Genomic DNA, 16,467 nt, shown 5'->3' on the forward strand with positions numbered 1-16,467 from the left:
CCCTCCCCATAGCCATGGGGAGGGGGCAAGTCGCGCCCTGGGGAAAAGTCGCTCTCCACCGAAACCCAACCTCTCCCCCCACGCAACAGGTCCCCTCCCCATTCATGGGGAGGGATAGGGTGGGGCCGCTCTCCGCAAAAACGCTACACCGGCCGCGCCCTCCGCGCGTTCCGGCCCTCCGCGCTGCGCGCAAACAAAAACACCGGCGGAGCCCTGCCCCGCCGGTGTCTTCAAAATCCGAAAACTAAGTCTGCCTCAGATCTTCCGGGCACTGCGCACATAGCGCACCATGCCGTCCGTAGACGTCATCACCAGCGTGTGCGTATGCACGCGGCCATCGCGGTGCAGCACGCCGTCGAGCAGGTTGCCCTTGGTCACGCCGGTGGCGCAAAACACGGTCTCACCCGAAGCCAGCTCATTCAGGCTGTAGGTCTTGCCGAAATCGGTGATGCCCACGCGGCTGGCGCGCTTCTTCTCGTCGTCATTGCGGAAAACGAGGCGGCCAAACATCTGTCCGCCCACGCATTTCAGCGCTGCGGCCGCCAGCACGCCTTCTGGCGCCCCGCCCTGGCCAACATACATGTCAACGCCGGTCAGCGGATTGGTCGTCGCGATCACGCCGGCCACATCGCCATCGGTGATCAGCGAGATGCGCGCCCCGGCCGAGCGCAGCGAGTCGATGATGTCCTGGTGGCGCGGGCGGTCCAGCACGCACACGGTCATATCCTCAACCTTGCGTTTGGCATGCTTGGCCAGCGCCTTGATATTCTCCGCCGGGCTCGCCTCGAGGCTGACGATCCCCTCCGGATAGCCAGGGCCCACCGCGATCTTGTCCATATAGGTGTCGGGCGCATGCAGCAGGCCGCCGCGCGGGGCAATCGCCAGCACGGCGCAGGCGTCCGGCATGGCTTTCGCCGTCAGGGTCGTGCCTTCCAGCGGGTCGAGCGCGATGTCGATCTCCGGGCCTTTGCCGGTGCCGACTTCCTCGCCGATATAGAGCATCGGGGCTTCATCCCGCTCGCCTTCGCCGATCACGACGCGGCCCTTGAAATCGACCTCGTTGAACGCCGACCGCATGGCATCCACAGCCGCCGCGTCGGCTTTCTTCTCATCCCCGCGCCCGGCGAGGCGGGCGGCCGCGATGGCCGACAGTTCGGTCACGCGCACCATGGCGTCTGCAAGGCTCGAGGTCAGTACGCTGTTATCCATCTTCTTCTCCGAAATCGGGTCGTCGTTCGTAGGGGTTGGGGCGGCCTAAGCAATTAGCTTGCCGTCTCGATTCTGATCAGTCTGGGGGCTTCCACGGTCACGCCGAGCGCCTCGATCCGGGCAATCGCCGAAAGGATCTGCCGGCGGGGGCAGCGATGGGTTACCACGGCCACGGGGCTGGCGCCCGTTTCATCGGCCGAGTCCTGCAGCAGCTTGTCCACCGAGACGCCTTCTTCGGCCAGCGCTTCGGTCAGCGCCGCCAGCGTGCCCGGCTTGTCGGTCAGGCGCACGCGCAGGAAGAAGGGCGAAACCTCCTCCTGCCCGCCGGCCACAAAAGGCTGGGCCACATGGTGCTGCGCGCGGCCAAAGGCGTTGCGGATGGCCGGGCGGAAGAGCTTGGCCACATCGCCCATCACGGCGCTCGCCGTCGGGCCGGAACCAGCACCCGGCCCCGTCAGCACGACCGCGCCCAGGGGGTCGCCCTCGATCCGGACAGAGTTCAGCGACCCGTCGATCCGCGACAGCGCATGGCCAAGGGGCAGCGCCATCGGCTCAACCCGGCACACAACGCCCGCCGGCGTCAGCACGCCTTCTGCGATGAGTTTGATGCGGAAACCCAGCCGGTCAGCCAGGCGCAGGTCCAGAAGGCCGATCTCCTCGATGCCGCGCACGGAAACCTTGGAGAAATCAAGGTCCGCCGAGAAGGCAATCGCCGAAAGGATCGCCGCCTTATGGGCCGCGTCCATGCCCGAAACGTCCAGCGTCGGGTCCGCCTCGGCATAGCCGCGCTTCTGGGCTTCCTCCAGAACGTCCTCATAGGACCGCCCGGTTTCCAGCATGGTGGAGGTGATGAAGTTGCAGGTGCCGTTGAGGATGCCCGAAACGCGGGTCACTTCGGTGCCCGCCAGGCTGTCGCGCAGCACGCGCACCACCGGGATGCCGCCGGCCACAGCGGCCTCGAACAGCAGGTCCACCTGCTTCTCGGCGGCCAGCGCGGCCAGCGCGTTGCCATGCTTGGCGATCAGCGCCTTGTTGGCGGTCACCACATGCTTGCCCGCCCGCAGGGCCGATTCCACAGCAAACTTCGCCGGGCCGTCCGATCCGCCGACGAGTTCCACGAACACGTCCACATTCGGGTCTTCGGCCAGCGTCGCGGCGTCGTCAAACCAGGTGTAGGCATCGGTGCTGACGGGCCGGTTGCGGCTCTGCGAGCGCGCGCTGACGCCCGCAATCTCCACCTTGCCCGGCAACCGCAGGCGATCCTGCCGCTGCACCAGCTCGATCAGCCCGCAGCCCACATGGCCGAGGCCGGCAATTCCAATTCTCAAAGGCCCCACAAGGCGCCCCTTTTCATCTCTTACGCTTCGGGCTGCTGCCTAGCCTTTTTAGACCGCCGGGGGAAGTGCTGGCAGCGGCCTATCCCTGCCTCTCGCAGCAATCTTCGAGGCTTGCTTGTCAATGGCCGCCGCGCCGGATGTGTGAGCCAGAGAGGGTTACCCGGATCAACAGCCAGAACCGGGCATCTGGTCTGCACCGTGCGCGTTGCCAACGCCTGGTTGCGGCCAGACGGAACCGATTCGCTGCAGAGGCGTTAAGGTCAGAACACCCCCAGGCGAGGACTTTTCTGATGAACAAGCGTATCCTTCTTGCGTCGATCGCGTCGGTTTGCGTCCTGGCAAACTGCACCCCCTATCAGGAGATCGACCGCGGCGAAGCGCCGGGCGATGTTTCAGCACCTGTCGCGGCCGATCCTGCGGCTGAAACTCCGGCAACCGGCCCTGAAGCCAGCCCCGCAGATGGCGGCGCCGGGCAGATTGACCGCGCCGTCACCACGGCCACCAAGATCACCCGCCGCGCCGACATCGAGGCAGCGGTAGACGCGATGATGACGCTGGCCGACAAGGACAATAGCGGTCAGCTGGACCGTCAGGAATACGGCATTCTCGCCCCGGCGCTCGGCCAGGCCGATGAAACCGTGCCCACCAATGCCGGCACCACCATCGGCGCCATTCCCGGCACGAGTGAACGGGTGGAAGAAACCGGCCAGACGCCGATCACCCAGGATGAGTTCTTTGCGGAAACCGCCGGTAGCGACGGCACAATCTCCCGCGCTGACCTGACCGCCGCCATCCGCGCCCGCTTCGACGCCGCCGATACGGACGGGACTGGCGAACTCACCCCCGAACAGGCCCAGGCCTTCGCCGCCAGCTTCCGTTTCGCCCGCCCGTAAGAGTACGCATGTAGGGTGCATTAAGGCCAACGGCCGCAATGCACCGGCCGCCATCGCGAACCGGTGCATTGCGCTGCGCTTAATGCACCCTACGGATTACTCCGCTGCGGCCACCGCCGGCTTGATCTCCTTCACGCCGCGCGAGGCGAGGAACTTCCGGATATTCCGCCCGGCCTGGCGGATGCGCTGCTCATTCTCGACCAGCGCGATGCGGACATAATCATCCCCATGCTCGCCAAAGCCCGCGCCGGGCGCGACGGCGACATGCGCTTCGTTGATGAGCTGCAGCGAGAATTCAAGACTGCCCAGATGGCGCAGCTGTTCCGGGATCGGCGCCCAGGCAAACATCGACGCCTTCGGGCTCGGCACCGGCCAGCCGGCGCGGGTGAAGCTGTCCACCAGCACATCGCGGCGCGCCTTGTAGATCGCGCGCGTCTCGGCCACGCATTCCTGCGGCCCGTCGAGCGCGGCCACAGCGGCCACCTGGATCGGCGTATAGGCGCCGTAATCGAGGTAGGACTTCACGCGGGCGAGCGCGCCGACGAGCTTCTCATTGCCCGCCACGAAGCCCATTCGCCAACCGGCCATGGAATAGGTCTTCGACATGGTGGTGAACTCCACCGCGATGTCCTTCGCCCCGTCCACCTGAAGGATGGAGGGCGTCGGCTCCTCGAAATAGATCTCGTTATAGGCAAGGTCTGAGAGCACCCAGAGGTCGTGCTTCTTGGCGAACTTCACGGCCTCCTTATAGAAGTCGAGATCGCAGACCGCCGCCGTCGGGTTGGACGGGAAGCACAGCACCATCGCGGTGGGCGGCGGCACGGAATATTTCACCGCCCGGCCGAGGCTGGAGAGATACTGCTCGGGCGTATGCGCGGGCACACCGCGGATCGAGGCACCTGCGATGATGAAGCCGAAATGGTGCAGCGGATAGGAGGGGTCTGGCGCCAGGATCACATCGCCGGGCGCAGAGATGGCCTGGGCAAGGTTGGCAAACCCCTCCTTGGAGCCGAGCGTGACGATCACCTCCCGGTCCTTGTCCAGGCTGACGCCGAAACGGCGCTTGTAATAATCGGTCAGCGCCCGGCGGAGGCCCGGAATGCCGCGCGAGGCAGAATAGCCGTTCACGTCCGGCTTGCGGGCGGTCTCGACCAGCTTGTCGACGATATGCTTGGGTGTCGGCAGGTCAGGGTTGCCCATGCCGAGGTCGATGATGTCAGCGCCCTTGGCGCGCAGCGCCGCTTTCGTGCGGTTCACCTGTTCAAACACGTAGGGCGGAAGGCGCCGGATCTTGTGAAAGTCGGTGTTCATTTTCAGAGGTCTCAAAATTCGTCTTGTGTGACGCGGGGAACATTGAACTTGCTGCGGATGGCAGCGATTTCGGCTTCGGTAAGGAAATCGGGTTCCGGCGGAATATTGCCAAAACCGCCAATCATGCTTGCGGCGATGGCGCGGATTTCCTCAGCTCCGCCCACCGCCACTTCCGCTCGGGGGTCTGCGAACTCTATGGCCAGCTCATTGCCACGGCCCAGCTGTGCTTTCAGCGTTGTTCCGGGTACATTATCCGGATCAACCTTTGGCAGGGTCGAAAGGTCCGGATACCCTTCCCCGCGGATCTCCACGCGGCGCTCAGCATACCATGCCGGGGCGTTGTTCACCGTCTCCCGCACCTTCGCAAAGGAAGATGAACATCCCGCAATAAACAGGACCGGCACAATCAGGAGGGGAATCGCCGTGTTTTTCATGGTTAAGCTCATTAAATGACAAACATTCTAAAGGATAGATAAGCCCAAAGAAGCGGGCGAAACTACGACATATGGGCGGAAACAAAACACCAGCGGCTGAAACACCCTCCATCGCATCCTTGCTGATGGCGCAGGACCCGGCACATCTGCAAGTGCTGATGACCACTCTGGCGCTGGCAAACACAGAATCCCAGGCCCTTCTCGCCGAAGTTCTCACCGGTTCGGGCCCGCTGGGCACCGTCACCCAGGGCGACCCGATGGGCGCGGCCGATGCGTTCGGCCAGGTCGGCATGAGTCTCGCGCGTAACCCCATGGCGCTGATGCAGGCCAATATGGACCTGATGCAGGGCTGGATGGGCCTCTGGCAGGAGATGGTGAGCGAAAGCCTTGCCACCGAAGCCAAGCCGGAAAAGGACAAGCGCTTCTCCGATCCCGAATGGCAGGCAAACCCCACCTTCAAATTCATCCGCAAGGCGTATGATCTCAACGCCCGCTGGATGCTGAGCCTGGCTGACCGCGCGCCCGACATCGACGAGCCGATCCACCTGCGCGCCAAATTCTTCATGCAGCTGCTGACCGACAGCCTCTCGCCCACAAACTTCCTGGGCACCAACCCGCAGGCGCTGAAAGCCTTCATCGAAAGCGGCGGGGAAAGCGTTCTGGCCGGCATCCGCATGGCGCGCGAAGACGTGCGCAAGGGCGGCGGCAAGCTGCACATCACCCAGACCGACGAAACCCCGTTCAAGCTCGGCGAGAACATCGCCACGGCGCCCGGCCAGGTCGTCTTCCGCAACGACCTGATCGAACTCCTGCAATTCGCCCCATCGCAGGAAACCGTCTATTCCAAGCCCCTGCTGATCTTCCCGCCCTGGATCAACAAGTTCTACATCCTGGACCTGCAGGAAAAGAATTCGATGATCCGCTGGCTGGTAGACCGTGGACTGACGGTCTTCGTCGTTTCCTGGCGCTCGGCCGATGGGGTGACGAAGGATTACACCTGGGACGATTACGTCAAGAAGGGCATCTATGCCGCTGTCGAGGCCGCCCTGCAGGCCGCCGGCGCCAAGAGCCTCAATGCCGTGGGCTATTGCATCGGCGGCACGCTGCTCACCTCAGCCCTCGGGCATATGGCCGCCACCGGCTATGACAAGATCGGTTCGGCTACCTTCTTCGCCTCGCAGTCCGACTTTGAACTCGCCGGAGACCTGAAGGTCTTCACCGATGGTCCGGGCAGGAACTATGTCTACAGCATCATCGAGAACCATGGCGGCATCATGCCTGGCAAGGACATGTATGAGACGTTCAACTGGCTGCGCCCGATTGATCTCGTCTGGCGTTATGTGATCGACCAGTACATGCTGGGCAAGGATCCCCGCCCGTTCGACCTGCTCTATTGGAACGCCGACCAGACCAACATTCCAGGCCCGGTCCACAAGCGTTATCTCTCCGAATGCTACGCCGAAAACCGCCTCGCCCGCGGCGAATACACCGTACTCGGAGAGACGGTGAACATGGCCAACATCCAGATCCCCGTGATGCTGCAGGCCTCCAAGGACGATCACATCGTCCCGTTTGAAAGCGTCTACCGCTCGGCCAAGCGCTATGGCGGGGACACCACATTCGTTCTGTCCGGCTCCGGACATATCGCCGGTGTGGTCAACCATCCGGACGCGAAGAAATACCAGCACTGGACCAATACCAGCCTCGATCCGGCCACCGCTGCCGACTGGCTGCAGACGGCCACGGAGACACCCGGCAGCTGGTGGCCCACCTGGTGGGCCTGGCTGAAGCCGAAATCCGGCCGCAAGGTGAAGGCCGTGGAGCCGAAGGACATGGGCCTCGGCGCCGCGCCGGGCAGCTACGTCAAGGTGCGCCTCGAAGACATCAAACTGCCGCCGCAGTAGGCCCTCCTTAGCCCCCTCTCCTGCGGGAGAGGGGGTTGGGGGTGAGGGCGCGCAACACCTCAAAGAGGCAGATCGCTTAACGGCGGCTCCCCCTCACCCCTGCCCCTCTCCCGAGGGAGAGGGGTTCGAGATAGAGGCTTAAGCGACCAGCCCCGCGCCCTCGTCCAGCCCCAGCGCAATATTCAAATTCTGCACCGCCGCGCCCGAGGCGCCCTTGCCCAGATTATCGAGCCGGGCCACGAGACGGGCCTGCTCATCTGTCCCGAAGACATAGATCTCCAGCCGGTTGGTATCGTTGCAGCCTTCCGCGTCGAGCCCCTTCAGCGCGTCTCCCTCCGCCAGCGGAACAACCTTCACGAACGCCTCGCCCGCATAGGCGGCGCTCAGCGCCTTGTGGATGTCCTTGCGCTTCGGCCGTGAAGGCAGTGCCCAGAGCGGCAGCGGCACTTCCACGATCATCCCCTGCGCGTAGCGGCCCACGGCCGGCGTGAACATGGGGAGATGCGAGAGGCCGGTGAACTTCTTCATCTCCGGCGGATGCTTGTGCTGCTGGCCGAGGGCATAGATGCGGAAATTGTCCTGCGTCTGGCGCTCCTCAAACTCGGCAATCATCGGCTTGCCGCCGCCCGAATAGCCCGACACGGCATTCACCGTCACCGGCCAGTCATGCGGAATGATCCCCGCCGTCACCAGGGGGCGCACCAGGGCAATGAAGCCGGTGGGATAGCAGCCGGGATTGGAAATGCGCTTGGCCGCCGCGATGGCCGCGCGCTGGCCCTTGTCCAGCTCCGCAAAGCCATAGACCCAGCCCGGCGAAACCCGGTGGGCGGTGGAGGCGTCAATGATCACCGTGTTGGGGTTGGTCACCAGGCTGACGGCGAGGCGCGCCGCCTCATCGGGCAGGCAGAGGATCACCACGTCCGCCTTGTTGATCAGGCGCGCGCGCTCATCCACATCCTTGCGCTTGTCAGGGTGGATCGAGATCAGGTCCAGATCCGTGCGGTCTTTCAGCCGCTCGGCAATCTGCAGGCCGGTGGTGCCGGCTTCGCCATCAATGAAGACCTTGGGGTTCATGGGCCGTCCTCAATTTCCTTAAGCCCCCCTCTCCCTCGGGAGAGGGGGTTGGGGGTGAGGGAGTGCTACGCCGAAGCGGTGCATTTCACGTTTGGCGGAGTTCCCCCTCACCCCCGCAGGATGAAGTAAACCCCAAAACAAACGGGCGCTCCGTTTCCGAAGCGCCCGCCAGACATTGGATATGTGCTGCTGCGATTAGCGCTTCGAGAACTGGAAGCTGCGGCGGGCTTTCGCTTTGCCGTACTTCTTGCGCTCAACAACGCGCGGGTCGCGGGTCATGAAGCCGAACGGCTTCAGAACGGCGCGCAGGCCCGGCTCATAAGCCACGAGCGCGCGGGAAATGCCGTGACGCACCGCGCCGGCCTGACCCATGAGGCCCGAGCCTTTGACAGTCGCGATCACATCGAACTCGCTTTCGCGGCCAGCTTCGATCAGCGGCTGGGCAATCACCATGCGCAGAACCGGACGAGCAAAATACTGCTCCTGGTCACGGCCATTGATGATGATCTTGCCAGTGCCACGCTTGATCCAGACGCGGGCGGTGGCTTCCTTGCGGCGGCCAGTGCCGTAAGCGCGGCCCTGGGCATCGATCTTCGGCTCAACGGCTTTCACCGGCTGAGCGGAAGGCGCGCCGGTCATGGCGCCAAGGTCTTGCAGCGAGTTGGAGGTGTCGGTCATGTTTATCAGGCCGTTTTCGAGTTTTTGCGGTTCATCGCCTTGAAGTCGACGACTTCAGGCGCCTGTGCAGTGTGCGGGTGCTCGGCGCCAGCGTAGATACGCAGCTTGCCGAACTGTTTGCGCGACAGCGCGCTTTCACGCGGCATCATGCGCTTCACGGCGAGCTCGATGGCGCGCTCCGGGAAGCGGCCGGAAAGGATCTTGCCAGCCGTGGTTTCCTTGATACCGCCCGGATAACCGGTGTGGCGGTAATAGACCTTGTCGGTCAGCTTGTTGCCGGTGAACACGGCCTTCTCGGCATTGATAACGACGATGTGATCGCCGGTATCCACATGCGGAGTAAAGTCAGGGCGGTGCTTGCCGCGAAGGCGTTTGGCGACGTAAGAAGCAAGGCGTCCGACAACGACGTCCGTCGCGTCGATCACGACCCACTTGTTCTCTACCCCGACGGGTGCGTTATACGTTTTCATCGCTCTGCTCAGAGCCTCTACTTTCGGAGTTCCAGGAATGCAAATTAAGGGCTGGCGTTTAAGCGCCGCGTTTCCCTTTGTCAACGCAGCCGCCGGGCTGAGTCTGCTTTTTGCGGCAACAGCCTGTGGACGGCAAGAGACCCCGACTGAGGCTCCCGGTCAATCCCCTGTAATATCAGGAGAAATAGAGCTTCCGGCCGTCTGGTCGACCCGTCCTTTGCAGGGAAAAGTTCGCGATGTGGCCCTCTCTACGGGCTCTGGAGCCATTCTGGCGGTCGCTTATGACGCTGGCGGGCTCGAATTTTTCGACATGGAAGGCGATCGTCTGGGCGAACCGACGCGATTCCATCTGAAGGGTATCGCCGATGGCCGCGCCTCCAGCATCCAGGGCACCCAGCTCACCATCTTCCCTGGTGTCACCGAGGAAGGCAGCCTGAAGGCCTATGTCTTCGGCGAGGGTCTGGTCGCCCCGGCCCAGATTGACCTGCCCATTCCCGAACCGCGGGCCGTGGAAGGCCTCTGTAGCGGAGAGGCCGGCTCTCAGGGCCTGATGCGCATCGCCTACTGGACGATCTCCAACAACCGCCTGCTGCGCACCGGTATCATCGGCCAGTCCGGTGATGAGCTGACCTGGCAGGAGGAAGACGCCACCGAGGCCGGTTTCCCCATCACCTCCTGCGTGTTCGCCTATGACACGCTGGTCGCTTCGCCCCGCTCGGCGGCCTCTGCCTCTCTGACCCGCGGGGACAACGCCGCCCTCCTCTCCATCGAGGAAGGCGGCCCGCTGCAGATCTCCACAGACATGGGCATGACCACAAGCTCGATCACTGTCCGTGATGGCATCACGGTGACCGCGCCCGACGCCCCCACCGCCGTCACCGCGCACGGCTCCCTGCCGGCCGGGGGCTATCCGGGCGGCGTGGTCGTCATTGCCGGCGAAACCAGCGAAGGCACTCATCAGGTTGTGTTCGTTGATCCCAGCGCGATTACGCTGAAGGACTAAGCCGCGTTTCCGGGCCGCCTGCACGCCAGACCGTGTAGACGGCCCACAGCGTGGCCACCACACCCAGCCCCTGGTGAACAAGGGCCAGCCCCATCGGGGCGGCGTTCAGCAGCGTCAGGATACCCCAGATCGCCTGGGCCGACACCAGCACCGCCAGGAAGGCAAACTCCCGCCGCACGGCCGTCTTCCGGAAGGCCCAGGCCGCCACCAGGCTGCCCGTCCACAGGATGTAGGCCAGAAGGCGGTGGTTGAACTGGGTGGCTTCGCGCCCCTCGAAGAAGCTGCGGATGCCGAGCTCGGCATGCAGATAATGAGACGGAAACACTTCCCCCGCCATCAGCGGCCAGTCGGTATAGGTGCGCCCGGCATCCAGGCCCGCCACCAGCGCGCCCGCCGCCATCTGCACAAAGATCAGCAGCATCAGGGCCAGCGCCGCCCGCCGGGCCGCCTTCGGCGCGCCTTCGCGCTTCTGCGGGCCAAGATCGAGCCATAGCCAGGTAATCACCGCCAGGATGATGAGCGCCAGCGTGAAATGCGTCATCAGCCGGTAAGGGGCGACCGAAACCCGGTCCGTGTCGCCAATGCCGCTGGAAACCATCCACCAGCCGATCGCGCCCTGCAGGCCGCCCAGCGCAATCAGGCCCACCAGCTTCAGCCCGAGCCCCCGCCCAAGCCAGCGGCGCCAGGCAAAGAAGGCAAAGCCCGCCACTGCGACCAGCCCGATCAGCCGGCCAATCTGCCGGTGACCCCATTCCCACCAGAATATGAACTGGAATTCGGACAGCGACATGCCGGCATTGGTCAGCTGGTATTGCGTGGTCGCGCGATATTTCTCGAACTCGATCAGCCAGTCTGCCTCGCTCATCGGCGGCAGGGCGCCGCTGACGGGGTTCCATTCGGTGATGGAGAGGCCGGAATCGGTGAGACGCGTGGCGCCGCCCACCAGAATGATGGCATAGACCATGAGGCCCAGCAGGATCAGCCAGCGGCGGATCCAGCCTGCGGCAACGGGAGAAATTGCGCTTGGTGTCATGAGGCCTAGATCACTTGACGCGCGCGGCGATCAAGGGTCGCTGAAGTCGCAGCCCACCGGCCAAGGAGGTCAAACGCCCATGCGCAACCCGCGAAAGCCCCTCGCCATGCTGATGATGCTGGCCTGGCTGGTGGTCTATGTGGTGGCCGTCGGCTCGCTCAGCGGCCCAGTCGGCACGCTCCCCGGCTGGGTGCAGATGGTGTTCTATATTCTGGCCGGCGTGCTGTGGATCCTGCCCCTGAAACCGCTCTTCGCCTGGATGAACGCGGTCGAGCCGCCCGAGGAAGACTAGCGCGTCACGCCACTTCCCGCGCCACCATCGCCCGGAGCGCGGCAATGTCCCGCCCTGGCGGCGCACCGAAATGGCGGCGGTAATCCCGGCTGAAATGCGAGGCGCTTTCATAGCCGATGGCATAGCCGACGGCGGACACCTCATGGTTCTCCAGCAGCATCCGCCGTGCTTCCTGCAATCTTACCAGCTTCTGGAATTGCACGGGGGACAGCGTCGTCACCGCCTTGAAGTGGCGATGGAAGGAGGCCAGGCTCATCCCAACCATATCTGCCAGCTCAGTCACGCGCAGCGGTTGATCGAAATGTTCCCGCACCCACGCTGCGGCCCGGCCGACCCGCGCCGCCCGCGTGTCACGCAGGCTCACATGCCTCAGCATTGGCCCCAACGGCCCGTTCAGCAGCCGCCACATGATCTCCCGCTGGATCAGCGGCGCCAGCACGGCGATGTTGCTGGGCTGATCGAGCAGGTTCAGCAACCGGCCGACCGCGTCCAGCAGATCGTCCTCCAACGCCGAAGTGTGCAGCGCCGAGAAGGCCTTTTCCTCACTCACCCCAGCTTCCGCCGCCGCAGGCAGAAGTTCGGCCAAGGCCGCCACGTCGATTTCAAGGCTCATGGCGAGGTAAGGCTTTGTCGCACTCGCCTCCATGATCCGTGCCGTGACGGGTACATCTATCGACGCGACAAGGATCTGACCGGCGCCGTAATGGTATGCCTGCTCTCCCAGGACGGAGAGTTTCGCGCCCTGCAGCACCGCACAGAAGCAGGGGCGATAAACAGAACGGATGATCATCGGCGCCTCAACCCGCGTCAGGCGCAATCCTGGTATCGGGGTTTCGCCGCCAAGGCGCAGCGCATGACGGTCAAGGATGGCGGCAAGGTTTTCGAGGTCTGTGCTCATGCGCAGAGCTAACCACAAATGCCCGTCCTCCGCGATGGGCCGCCCCCGCATTTGAGAGGATCAGGCAAGACTTTGAGAGGATCAGCGGCGAATTTTGCGCGGTTCCCCCTTAAATCACGCTCATCCCAGCCACCCAAGAACGGAGCCCTTCCCATGCGTATGCGACAACTCGGCAATTCCGGACTTTTCGTTTCCGAACTCTGCCTCGGCACCATGACCTTCGGCGGCGATGAAACCATGTGGGGCCAGATCGGCCGCCTTCAGCAGGATGAGGCAGACGGCCTCGTGAAAGCCTCGCTTGATGCCGGCATCAACTTCATCGACACCGCGAACATCTATTCCTTTGGCCGCAGCGAGGAAATCCTCGGCCAGTCCCTGCGCAATCTGGGTGTGCCCCGGCATGAGGTGGTCATCGCCACCAAGGTGCTGGGCCCCATGTCCGATGGCCCGAACAATCGCGGCGGCTCGCGCGGCCACATCCTCTACCAGGCCGAAGCCAGCCTCAAACGCCTCGGCCTTGACCATATCGACCTCTACCAGATCCACGGTTTCGACCCCGCCGTTCCCATCGAGGAAACCCTCGAAGCGCTCAACACGCTCGTCCAGAAAGGCGCCGTCCGCTATCTCGGCCTTTCCAACTGGGCGGCCTGGCAGGTGATGAAAGCCATCGGCCTCACCCAGCTGCGCCAGCTTGCCCCCATCATCTCGCTGCAGGCCTACTACACCCTCGCCGGGCGCGACCTCGAACGCGAAATCATCCCCATGCTGACTTCTGAGAAAGTCGGTCTGATGGTGTGGAGCCCGCTGGCGGGCGGTTACCTCTCCGGCAAGTATGACCGGGAAGGCCGCGGCAATGATGGCCGCCGGGCCACCTTCAATTTCCCGCCCGTGAATATGGATCGCGGCTACGCCGCCATTGAAGCGATGCGCGAGATTGCGGCAGCGAAGGGCGCCAGTGTCGCTCAGATCGCCCTTGCCTGGCTGCTGCACCAGAAAGCCGTCACCAGCGTGATTATCGGCGCCAAACGCCTCGACCAGCTGGAAGACAATATCGGCGCCACCAAGGTCAGCCTCAGCCCGGAAGACCTTGCGCGCCTGAACGATGTCTCCCGCCTGCCGGAAGAATATCCCGGCTGGATGCTGGACCGCCAGAGCACCTACCGCACCGCCTGAAGCTCAGAGCCGGAGAAACGGAAAAGGGTGAAGCGCCGGCCGCTTCACCCTTTTCTCGTTTCCGCTGCAGACGCTGCGGCACCGCGCCACGCCCTGACCCGGCATTTTCGTATTTTATTGTTTTCGAATATACGGTATGGATGCTTTCCATAAGCCGCAGAGGATGAATGGCATGAAATTCCGCATTGCCCGCGCCCTATTCCCCCTCGCCGCCCTGACCATCATGGCGGGCTGTCAGGCGACACCTCCGGCAAAGGCAGAAACCATGCAACCACCCGCAGCCGCTAGCAACAACATAAACCGCCTACTGACGATCATAACTTCGCCCGATCCGGAAATTCAGATGATGTCGCTTGTGCTGACACGGGCCGCGCAGACAGAAGGCATGAGCCCCCGGCTGATGCTGTGCGGACCGGCAGGCGAACTTGCCCTCAAAACACCGCCGGAGCCGGCCTTCACGAATTTCCCGCCTTCGGGGCGGAGCCCGGACGATCTCCTCTCCGGGCTGATTGCCAGCGGCGCTACCGTAGAGGTCTGCGCCCTTTTCCTTCCCACGCGCAATCTCACTGAAGAGGCGCTGCGGGAAGGCGTCGGCGTCGCAACGCCGGCCAGCATCGCTGAAGACTTCAGCGCGCCGGAAACCCGCTTGATCAGTTTCTGAAACGCCCCGGCAGAAGGCATATCCCATGTCCGCGATCCGCCTTCTTCTCGTTTTCTTTGCCGGCGCCAGCCTTGGCGCCATCCTGATCTCTGCCGCGCCCGGCTTGCGCCCCGCCAGCCAGAACGCGGCACCGCCTGCGGGCCCGGCGCCGGCAGACAGCCGCATCCCCGTAGAGCTGAGCGCCGCTGGCCGGCAACATATCCGTCAACAGATGATCAGATATCTGGAGGGTATGTCGGTCCTCTCCGATGCCATCCGCTACAGCGACTTCGAAACAATCAAGGCCGTCTCCGAGGACCTCGGCACGCCAGACCCCACCAGTTCGGGAATAGTGAAGGACGCCCCTGAAGGCTTCCGCCAGATCAGCAAGGCCATGCGGAGTGATTTTGCCAGCCTCGGCCTCGCCGCAGAGCCAGACAAGGCCGCAGAACTTGAAGACACATTCGGCGCAATCCTGCTCAAATGTTCCTCCTGCCACGGATCATACCGGGCAGACTCCCCCTCCCCCTGACTTCCCGTTTCAGCAACCCAAACCAAGGACACCTCCCATGACCCTCAGAATTGGCGACATCGCCCCGGACTTCGAAGTCGACACGACGGCTGGCCGGATTTCCCTCCACGCCTGGGGCAAAGGCAGCTGGGTCTTCTTCTTCAGCCACCCGGCCGACTTCACCCCCGTCTGCACCACCGAGATGGGCCGGACCGCCCAACTCGCCGCCGAGTTCGATAAGCGCAATGTCAAGCCGCTCGGCCTCTCGACCGATACGGTCGAGGAACACCTCAAATGGGTGGGCGATGTCAACGAGACGCAGAACACCACGCTCACCTTCCCGATCGTGGCCGACCCGGACCTGAAGATTTCCCAGCTCTATGACATGATCCACCCGGCACAGAGCAACAATCAGGCCGTCCGGTCGGTCTTCATCATCGATCCGGAGCACAAGATCCGGCTGACCATGACCTATCCCATGAATGTCGGCCGCAATTTCGATGAAATCCTCCGCGTCATCGATGCGCTCCAGACCGGTGACAGACATGGCATTGCAACGCCTGCAGACTGGCTGCCCGGCAACCGCGTGATCATTCCGCCTTCGGTCAAGGATGACGAAGCAAAAGCCCGCTTCCCGCAGGGCTTCGAAACGATCAAGCCCTACCTGCGCTATACCGACGTCACCGGCGCCTAGCCTGCTGCGCGGGGTCGCCGATTGCGGCCCCGCGCCCTACGCCTTGAGACGCCCCGCCTAGCCCTTTTCCTTCACGCCCATCTGCTGCGCGTAGCCCTGGGCAACCATCTGCGCCATCAGGTCGAACAGCTTGTCCGGATCGGCCCGGCGCAGGCGCGCGATTTCCGCTTCCATGCCTTCGGCCAGCACCAGTTCTCGCACGCCGCCTTTCAGCGCCTCCAGAATGCGCCGTGCCGCTTCCTCCGTAGGCATACCATTATCGATGGCCGCATCGCTGAAACCCCGCGCCGTCGCCGACCCGTCCAGCGCATTCTTCGACACATTCGTCTTCACCGATCCCGGCGCCACCACCAGAACCTTGATGCCCTGATGCGCCGTCTCCGCGCGCAGGCTGTCATTGTAGCCAATCAGGCCTGCCTTGGCCGCGCTGTAGGCGCTGCGCAGCGGTGGCCCGGCAATGCCCGCCACGCTGGAGATCGCCACTATCTGCCCGCCGCCGGCGCTCACCATCTTCGGCAGCAGCGCCTGCGTCAGCGCAATCGGCGCCAGAAGATCAATCGCAATTATCTTCTGATACACGTCAAACACCGTATCGACCGCCATGGAGCGCTGAGAGATGCCGGCATTGTTGACGAGGCCATCCACACGGCCCACCCAGGCCCATGCCGTCTCCACTGCGCCCGGCAGGGCGGCATAGTCGGTTGCCTCAAACGGCAGCACCAGCGCGTCGGTTTCCAGCGCCGCCTTCACCTCTTCCAGCGCGCCCATATTGCGGCCCGACAGGATCAGCTTGGCGCCCGCTGCCGACAGGGCCTGCGCCAGCGCCGCGCCAATGCCGGACGAAGCCCCCGTGATCCACCACACCTTGCCTTCAAACATGCCGATTTCCTCCAATGCTGATATGCCGCCAAGT

The 16,467-nt window shown here is 63.8% G+C and carries 18 protein-coding genes; 8 read left to right on the forward strand and 10 right to left on the reverse strand.

Annotated features, from left to right (window positions below):
* Positions 1 to 255: 255 nt before the first annotated feature.
* Both glpX and C0456_RS17195 read right to left on the reverse strand, forming a co-directional pair.
* Entirely contained in the window at positions 256 to 1,209 is a 954-nt protein-coding gene (gene glpX, locus C0456_RS17190) for a class II fructose-bisphosphatase (protein ID WP_291054722.1), read from the reverse strand.
* 53 nt (positions 1,210 to 1,262) lie between these two features.
* The gene (locus tag C0456_RS17195) at positions 1,263 to 2,546 is read right to left on the reverse strand and encodes a homoserine dehydrogenase (protein WP_291054725.1); all 1,284 of its coding nucleotides are present in this window, start codon (positions 2,544 to 2,546) and stop codon (positions 1,263 to 1,265) included.
* 290 nt (positions 2,547 to 2,836) lie between these two features.
* Between C0456_RS17195 and C0456_RS17200 the strand changes: the two genes are divergently transcribed.
* Complete coding sequence (locus C0456_RS17200) at positions 2,837 to 3,439, forward strand: EF-hand domain-containing protein (protein ID WP_291054727.1); 603 nt, start codon at positions 2,837 to 2,839, stop codon at positions 3,437 to 3,439.
* A 96-nt stretch (positions 3,440 to 3,535) separates the two neighbouring features.
* Here C0456_RS17200 and C0456_RS17205 read toward each other — a convergent pair whose 3' ends face one another.
* Together C0456_RS17205 and C0456_RS17210 are read right to left on the reverse strand one after the other, a co-directional pair.
* Positions 3,536 to 4,750 (reverse strand): LL-diaminopimelate aminotransferase, encoded by a 1,215-nt coding sequence (locus C0456_RS17205; RefSeq protein ID WP_291054729.1) that lies wholly within the window; start codon positions 4,748 to 4,750, stop codon positions 3,536 to 3,538.
* 11 nt (positions 4,751 to 4,761) lie between these two features.
* Complete coding sequence (locus C0456_RS17210; RefSeq protein ID WP_291054732.1) at positions 4,762 to 5,184, reverse strand: hypothetical protein; 423 nt, start codon at positions 5,182 to 5,184, stop codon at positions 4,762 to 4,764.
* 71 nt (positions 5,185 to 5,255) lie between these two features.
* On the opposite strand from C0456_RS17210, the gene phaC reads away from it, so the two are divergent.
* Positions 5,256 to 7,088, forward strand: coding sequence for a class I poly(R)-hydroxyalkanoic acid synthase (phaC, locus tag C0456_RS17215; RefSeq protein ID WP_291054735.1), 1,833 nt, complete (start codon positions 5,256 to 5,258; stop codon positions 7,086 to 7,088).
* Positions 7,089 to 7,226: 138 nt separating this feature from the next.
* Here phaC and argC read toward each other — a convergent pair whose 3' ends face one another.
* The 3 genes from argC to rplM form a co-directional block, all read right to left on the reverse strand.
* Positions 7,227 to 8,162, reverse strand: a complete 936-nt coding sequence (gene argC, locus C0456_RS17220) for an N-acetyl-gamma-glutamyl-phosphate reductase (RefSeq protein ID WP_291054737.1) — start codon at positions 8,160 to 8,162, stop codon at positions 7,227 to 7,229.
* Positions 8,163 to 8,357: 195 nt separating this feature from the next.
* Positions 8,358 to 8,801: a 30S ribosomal protein S9 gene (gene rpsI / locus C0456_RS17225; protein ID WP_291054797.1), complete on the reverse strand. Its 444-nt coding sequence runs from the start codon at positions 8,799 to 8,801 to the stop codon at positions 8,358 to 8,360.
* 44 nt (positions 8,802 to 8,845) lie between these two features.
* Positions 8,846 to 9,310 carry a 50S ribosomal protein L13 gene (gene rplM / locus C0456_RS17230; RefSeq protein WP_035600832.1) on the reverse strand — a complete coding sequence of 155 codons (465 nt, stop codon included), beginning with the start codon at positions 9,308 to 9,310 and terminating at the stop codon, positions 8,846 to 8,848.
* Between the two features lie 238 nt (positions 9,311 to 9,548).
* On the opposite strand from rplM, the gene C0456_RS17235 reads away from it, so the two are divergent.
* Positions 9,549 to 10,313: a hypothetical protein gene (locus C0456_RS17235; RefSeq protein ID WP_291054741.1), complete on the forward strand. Its 765-nt coding sequence runs from the start codon at positions 9,549 to 9,551 to the stop codon at positions 10,311 to 10,313.
* Here the strand turns inward: C0456_RS17235 and C0456_RS17240 are convergent.
* Complete coding sequence (locus tag C0456_RS17240) at positions 10,297 to 11,346, reverse strand: COX15/CtaA family protein (protein ID WP_291054744.1); 1,050 nt, start codon at positions 11,344 to 11,346, stop codon at positions 10,297 to 10,299. The genes C0456_RS17235 and C0456_RS17240 overlap by 17 nt on opposite strands.
* A 79-nt stretch (positions 11,347 to 11,425) precedes the next feature.
* Between C0456_RS17240 and C0456_RS17245 the strand changes: the two genes are divergently transcribed.
* The gene (locus C0456_RS17245) at positions 11,426 to 11,638 is read left to right on the forward strand and encodes a DUF2842 domain-containing protein (RefSeq protein WP_291054748.1); all 213 of its coding nucleotides are present in this window, start codon (positions 11,426 to 11,428) and stop codon (positions 11,636 to 11,638) included.
* Positions 11,639 to 11,642: 4 nt separating this feature from the next.
* Here the strand turns inward: C0456_RS17245 and C0456_RS17250 are convergent, their stop codons facing one another.
* On the reverse strand, positions 11,643 to 12,536 hold the full coding sequence (locus C0456_RS17250) for an AraC family transcriptional regulator (protein ID WP_291054751.1): 894 nt from the start codon (positions 12,534 to 12,536) through the stop codon (positions 11,643 to 11,645).
* Between the two features lie 153 nt (positions 12,537 to 12,689).
* Between C0456_RS17250 and C0456_RS17255 the strand changes: the two genes are divergently transcribed.
* The 4 genes from C0456_RS17255 to C0456_RS17270 all read left to right on the forward strand — a co-directional run bounded on the left by C0456_RS17255 (position 12,690) and on the right by C0456_RS17270 (position 15,554).
* Positions 12,690 to 13,709, forward strand: a complete 1,020-nt coding sequence (locus tag C0456_RS17255; RefSeq protein WP_291054754.1) for an aldo/keto reductase — start codon at positions 12,690 to 12,692, stop codon at positions 13,707 to 13,709.
* Positions 13,710 to 13,881: 172 nt separating this feature from the next.
* Positions 13,882 to 14,370, forward strand: coding sequence for a hypothetical protein (locus tag C0456_RS17260; RefSeq protein WP_291054757.1), 489 nt, complete (start codon positions 13,882 to 13,884; stop codon positions 14,368 to 14,370).
* Positions 14,371 to 14,395: 25 nt separating this feature from the next.
* Positions 14,396 to 14,881: a cytochrome c gene (locus C0456_RS17265; RefSeq protein ID WP_291054760.1), complete on the forward strand. Its 486-nt coding sequence runs from the start codon at positions 14,396 to 14,398 to the stop codon at positions 14,879 to 14,881.
* Between the two features lie 37 nt (positions 14,882 to 14,918).
* Positions 14,919 to 15,554 carry a peroxiredoxin gene (locus C0456_RS17270; protein WP_291054763.1) on the forward strand — a complete coding sequence of 212 codons (636 nt, stop codon included), beginning with the start codon at positions 14,919 to 14,921 and terminating at the stop codon, positions 15,552 to 15,554.
* A gap of 57 nt (positions 15,555 to 15,611) precedes the next feature.
* Here the strand turns inward: C0456_RS17270 and C0456_RS17275 are convergent, their stop codons facing one another.
* Positions 15,612 to 16,433 carry an SDR family NAD(P)-dependent oxidoreductase gene (locus C0456_RS17275; RefSeq protein WP_291054766.1) on the reverse strand — a complete coding sequence of 274 codons (822 nt, stop codon included), beginning with the start codon at positions 16,431 to 16,433 and terminating at the stop codon, positions 15,612 to 15,614.
* Positions 16,434 to 16,467: the final 34 nt, after the last annotated feature.

Source organism: Hyphomonas sp., assembly GCF_013823385.1.
Taxonomy (GTDB): Bacteria; Pseudomonadota; Alphaproteobacteria; order Caulobacterales; family Hyphomonadaceae; genus Hyphomonas.

What these genes read in the sequence shown, in the direction of transcription:
- glpX (WP_291054722.1), bottom strand. Translation starts at nt 1,209, where the DNA reads ATGGATAACAGCGTACTGACCTCGAGCCTTGCAGACGCCATGGTGCGC.
- C0456_RS17200 (WP_291054727.1), top strand. Translation starts at nt 2,837, where the DNA reads ATGAACAAGCGTATCCTTCTTGCGTCGATCGCGTCGGTTTGCGTCCTG.
- C0456_RS17205 (WP_291054729.1), bottom strand. Translation starts at nt 4,750, where the DNA reads ATGAACACCGACTTTCACAAGATCCGGCGCCTTCCGCCCTACGTGTTT.
- C0456_RS17210 (WP_291054732.1), bottom strand. Translation starts at nt 5,184, where the DNA reads ATGAAAAACACGGCGATTCCCCTCCTGATTGTGCCGGTCCTGTTTATT.
- phaC (WP_291054735.1), top strand. Translation starts at nt 5,256, where the DNA reads ATGGGCGGAAACAAAACACCAGCGGCTGAAACACCCTCCATCGCATCC.
- argC (WP_291054737.1), bottom strand. Translation starts at nt 8,162, where the DNA reads ATGAACCCCAAGGTCTTCATTGATGGCGAAGCCGGCACCACCGGCCTG.
- rpsI (WP_291054797.1), bottom strand. Translation starts at nt 8,801, where the DNA reads ATGACCGGCGCGCCTTCCGCTCAGCCGGTGAAAGCCGTTGAGCCGAAG.
- rplM (WP_035600832.1), bottom strand. Translation starts at nt 9,310, where the DNA reads ATGAAAACGTATAACGCACCCGTCGGGGTAGAGAACAAGTGGGTCGTG.
- C0456_RS17240 (WP_291054744.1), bottom strand. Translation starts at nt 11,346, where the DNA reads ATGACACCAAGCGCAATTTCTCCCGTTGCCGCAGGCTGGATCCGCCGC.
- C0456_RS17245 (WP_291054748.1), top strand. Translation starts at nt 11,426, where the DNA reads ATGCGCAACCCGCGAAAGCCCCTCGCCATGCTGATGATGCTGGCCTGG.
- C0456_RS17250 (WP_291054751.1), bottom strand. Translation starts at nt 12,536, where the DNA reads ATGAGCACAGACCTCGAAAACCTTGCCGCCATCCTTGACCGTCATGCG.
- C0456_RS17255 (WP_291054754.1), top strand. Translation starts at nt 12,690, where the DNA reads ATGCGTATGCGACAACTCGGCAATTCCGGACTTTTCGTTTCCGAACTC.
- C0456_RS17260 (WP_291054757.1), top strand. Translation starts at nt 13,882, where the DNA reads ATGAAATTCCGCATTGCCCGCGCCCTATTCCCCCTCGCCGCCCTGACC.
- C0456_RS17265 (WP_291054760.1), top strand. Translation starts at nt 14,396, where the DNA reads ATGTCCGCGATCCGCCTTCTTCTCGTTTTCTTTGCCGGCGCCAGCCTT.
- C0456_RS17270 (WP_291054763.1), top strand. Translation starts at nt 14,919, where the DNA reads ATGACCCTCAGAATTGGCGACATCGCCCCGGACTTCGAAGTCGACACG.
- C0456_RS17275 (WP_291054766.1), bottom strand. Translation starts at nt 16,433, where the DNA reads ATGTTTGAAGGCAAGGTGTGGTGGATCACGGGGGCTTCGTCCGGCATT.